The 4,821-nt window shown below is 43.1% G+C and carries 3 protein-coding genes; 1 reads left to right on the plus strand and 2 read right to left on the minus strand.

Annotated elements, in window-relative coordinates; genetic code table 11:
* Nucleotides 1-545 precede the first annotated feature (545 nt).
* Entirely contained in the window at nt 546-1,853 is a 1,308-nt protein-coding gene (locus ACZRJQ_RS21975) for a hypothetical protein (RefSeq protein ID WP_463980358.1), read from the plus strand.
* Nucleotides 1,854-1,948: 95 nt separating this feature from the next.
* Here ACZRJQ_RS21975 and ACZRJQ_RS21980 read toward each other — a convergent pair whose 3' ends face one another.
* Together ACZRJQ_RS21980 and ACZRJQ_RS21985 are read right to left on the minus strand one after the other, a co-directional pair.
* Nucleotides 1,949-2,932, minus strand: a complete 984-nt coding sequence (locus ACZRJQ_RS21980; RefSeq protein WP_463980359.1) for a retron St85 family RNA-directed DNA polymerase — start codon at nt 2,930-2,932, stop codon at nt 1,949-1,951.
* Entirely contained in the window at nt 2,932-3,876 is a 945-nt protein-coding gene (locus ACZRJQ_RS21985) for a retron St85 family effector protein (protein ID WP_463980360.1), read from the minus strand. The genes ACZRJQ_RS21980 and ACZRJQ_RS21985 overlap by 1 nt, the downstream gene beginning before the upstream one ends.
* Between the last annotated feature and the right edge of the window lie 945 nt (nt 3,877-4,821).

A 4,821-nucleotide genomic window follows, 5' to 3' on the forward strand; every position in this document is an offset into this window, starting at 1 on the left:
ACAATCTCTTGGGCGTTCACTTGCGTTCCCCCGAGCGCTGAATGACAGAGGAAGTGTAGCCAAGACCGCAGAAAAGTTATTTCGAGAACAGCACACTAGGTAATAGCTGGCTCTGAATCGCCCGAGCTTTCTGTCAAATCTCGCCCATTGACTTCAACCCGATCACCTATCCGGCCCAACCTACAACGAAATTTTTCAAATATACAGGCGTTGGAAAGCCGGGTTAGCGCATTTGTGAGATTGCCCCATTGACTAAATAATCCTCTCACTTGAGCAAGATACCGCATGTCCTAGCGCCTCACTATCGCCCTAGATAGCATTGGAGAGTGTTTTTGGCGCGGAAGCAGCTTTCTAGGCCATTGACGAAAAACAGAGCAGAGGCGACAGTCTCCGTCAGGAGAGGTGATAGGTCAGAAATGATTGTTGATAACCTCAAGAAACCCAGCTTAAAAAATTGGCACAGAGCTCATAAAATTTTTTGCACAGAATGATTTAAGCAAGTACAGATATAAAAACTTAAAACAACTGAAATGGATAGGATAATTATGCGAGCGCAGCAGGCGTTTGAGTTTTACCAAGCACTTTTAGATCTGCACAAACTTAAATCCTCACCCGACGATCTCTCTCTACTGATATGCCTGCAACGTAAGCTGATCAGAAAAATCACTTGGACAGAGCGCGCTATATTGAGGGGTAAATCCTCCCACTCGAAACTAAAAGCAAGACTTTCCAAAAAACAAAATCAAAAATCAGTTTCGCTTTCAATAAAAAAATTGATACAAGCTATCGCCACCCGAAAAAAAAGCTTTGAACATGATCTTTTCCTCTGGCGATGTATCGGTGACGGAATCGCATCCATCTATCAAAACATACACGCTCTGAAACATCTATTTTATGACCATCAATATGCCCCTAAGGAAAGCGCCGGCTTTATCTCTGGAAAAAAGGGATTTAAAAAAGAATGGTCAATCCTAAACATGGGCATTAGCCACAACGTCCCCGTATTACTTTCCGACCTTACAAATATCATAAGAGTCGGTGACGTATGTGCGCTTGCTGGCCAAGACCCTGTCGCTATAGAGGTTAAGTCTAGCAATAACTCGTCAAAGAGACGTTCTCGCCAAGAATCGCACATGCGTAACTTGGCTAAGTTCTTTAACGATGATGAAATTGAGGATTTTCGTGGAGCCCCACTTGTAAAACGATTTGAACTAAAAGCGATAGAGATACGCTATGAAAAAGAAATAAATATGTGCATAGACAACACCGCGCATTTAGATTTTTTTTCAGTAGCTCCAGAACCAGGCCTTACCTATATTGCGGCAAAATCGCAATCCGCCCTAGATCAAGGAATTCAAGAGTTCCTAAATTCGACGACGCTTGTTCAACAGCTTAGCGCGGAACAGGATTGGCTACCATGCTATCCGTTTACTTTATCTCTAACACCAGAAAACGCATATATTTTCTCAAGCAATCGAATTTCTATTTTTATATTGATAGATCTTTCATACTTGAAGTTCCTTTTTAGTCAACACGGGGTCACCGCAATATTTATCATGCAAGAAGACTACGCAATACAGCTTTGCCTTGACCCGAAAAATTTGAAACAAGGCACATGCAGAGTTTCTGACTTACTTCTGGGACGAATCGGTACTGAATTTCAATCGTTGAAATGGTTCGCCGCAGAGTTCTCCCAAGCCCTCAAAGATAATTACGGAAGGGCAATCGAGACTAAAATCAATTTCGAATTTCCGGACGAGTGGAACACAGCTAGTGACTACTGGCTACTTGACGTAGTAAATACCAGCGAAACGATGGACGACCAAACTAGAAAACGATCAACAACCCCATAAAATTTGGAATTATCTAAAAACACCATGAAAACAATCTGAAGCAAACTCAAAGAACGCGACCAACATAGAAATCGTTATCGAGGTATACGCCCTTATCACTCCTGCCCCGCATTACCCTTAGGATCATTAATCATATTTTTTCCACGACGCCTAAGTAACTCAGCTATAGTTCTTCCTCCATACTTGCCTCGCATCCTAGAGACAAACAGCGGTTCAGCATCTTCTGCAAACCCGAGCAACCCTTGAAGATGAAGGACAGCATCATCATCCAATGCACCAATAATATAGCGATGTATCATTGAACTAATCAATCTCTTTCGTTCACGCCCCAGCGAGACCGCGCCATCGTTATTTATGACTAGACCAGTAATTCGACGCTGATGTTTTTTTGAAACATGAACTGTTTTCTTAGAGTTGAGAGATAGTGATGGATAAGGTAAATCCCCAAGCAGCGATATCAAAAACGGTTCTATGTGTGGCGATATACCTTTCTCATTACTTGAAAATGTTAGATCATCTGCATATCGAGTATAAGTGATGGCTCGCTTCGCGCACCATGCTTCAACAGCCACATCGAATGCATACATTATCGAATTGGACAGTACGGGAGAGCTTGGAGCACCAATACTTAAACAAAGTCTTTCAGCCATCTTATGCTTAATGCAACTGACCCGCGCTATATCCTTAACACTTTGCTCACTAATCTTTTCAGAAAAAAAGTATGCTAGATGAGCAGCCACATCTGATTCAGTGATAGATCCAAAAAAATTATTAAAATCAAACTTAGAAATAAATTGATTATCTTTATGCCGTTCGGCATTTTTCTTGATACTTGAACCTTCTTTATAGGCAACAGCACAATCATGCACCGGCAGAAGATCAAACACGTCCCCCATAAGAAGACGCTGTATAATCTTTGTCTCCTTTGCAGGCTGGGCAATTAAACGCTTTCCGCCCGACTTCTTTTCTATTTCATATTTTTTATATGTATGTGGAGCGCGTACTATTAACCTAATAACATCTAAACCAGAAATAGCCAAAGACTCTGACACATGTTCTCGGAAGTTATAAACACTCATTACTGGCCTCCCAACCTGGCTTGATGGATAGCTCTAATACGATTACGTTCCGACTTATTTTCCTTGTAGTATTCTAGGCACTCTATACGCGAACGAAGGAAGTCAACCGCCCCATCATTTTTGGTGGCTAATCGAAGTCTATGGAACGATTCATCACGAGAAGAATAAAAACTTGAGTCACTATAGCCGATTCTTTCCACAAGCCCGAACTGCTCTAATAGAAACAGCTTTCGTCTTAAAGCATCACGATGAATTTCATGACCAAACCCCTTTAGAGACTCAAGCAGCTCACTTTCTTTCAAGGCAATGAACATCTTGATCAATTCATAAAGCAAGACGATCAGATGCACATCTTTCTTCAGACTAAACGACTGACTTTTCTTTAAATTCTCCAATTCAGACTGAATATCCTCAACAACATCATTCACTACATCTACAGGAATCTCTAGAGGATAATTAACTTTCCACGGATATACCCTAACTCCCGTCTCATGCTCTTCTTTAATATAACGAAGAATACCAAGATTAATGAACGAACTTTTCTCCGCGAACTCTTCCGCCACAAAAACAATTAGCTTCTTTCTTAAATCTGGAAGTTGGGAAAACGCGCCAAGTTCAGCTATAGATCCTTCGCTCTCAACAACGATAGCCACGAGAGAGCAGATACTTGCCAAATCAGCCTCGAAGTCCATTAAATTTTTAAACACACCATCGTCCTGCCAGGACTTTATCTCTTCAGGCCGAAAGATATACGGAGGGGACATTAGAACTGCAACGCGGCGAGTTACCGCATCTCGCAATGATTTAATAGCGGGATCAGGGGCATCGGCATGGGCTTTCTCTGGGACATGACCGCCGCAAAGAAGAACGATCGGTTTTTTTGAGAAAAAAATCTTGCTGTTTTCTAGATCGATCTCAGCAAGAATTTTTTGTCGCGGATCCATGCGAAAGGGGGCTCTTTACCAAGAATCAGCCGCAGACAAGATCTGTGGACCGGAGGGAGCTTGCGAGTGTAGGTCCGCAGATCTTGTCTGCGGAATAAATCCAAGCAATAAAATTGAGTCTGGCGAAACGCCCGACTAAGCCATGTGACGGCGAACCATCTAGCTTTGAACGCGTAAAGAACGACTGTTTTTTATACGAGTTTTGCCAGTGCGTCAACATTCATTTATAGGCCCCGCGTTTTCTCTAGCTTCCCGTCTATCCTTCGACGAAAATTACGTCAACATCCGAAGCAAAAATAGCTTGGAGGATGCTCTGAGGCGAGACGATACCAACGAGTCGTCCATCCACAATGCGACACCCTATGGCTGCCGAGCTCACGATGTGGCTCCTCTCACAAGCTTTTCACAACCCTCATCGACGAGCCCTTTTGTGCGCATTGCATGGGGCTCTACTGCAAACGTTTTCGATGAACCTGTCGACCGGTGGATAAACGCCCGAACACGTCGCGCTTAAGGATGGATTTTTAACCAGACGAAAGTGTTACACCAATTGACCGCGTTACACCAAATTAAACTGTAGCTTCCACATGGTGTGACGAACAATTTAATCAATAAAATCATATAGTTGATTTATGGCGTTACACGAGTTACACCCGTTACACAGTCTTTTGAGGGGTCAGGAATCACCCACCCCACTCCCCCTTCGTTGTGGTGCCTCCAGCGACAAAAATCGTCCCGCAGTTTTCCCGGCTTCACGAATTTTCTCTTCTTCAAGCATACACTAGGGCCCCCCGCCCTTTTTTCCGGTACGGGTCGGAAACCAGCAATCTCAGGTGTCTGATCAAAGGGTAATCCCCCCTGAAAAAAGTACTCGCTGGAAGTAGAATTTTCTCCTGATCGGATCAAGGAAATTTTGCGTGAAGACATCGCGTTTTTCAGACAGCC

The sequence above is a fragment of the Pseudomonas sp. E315 genome (genome assembly GCF_055406205.1).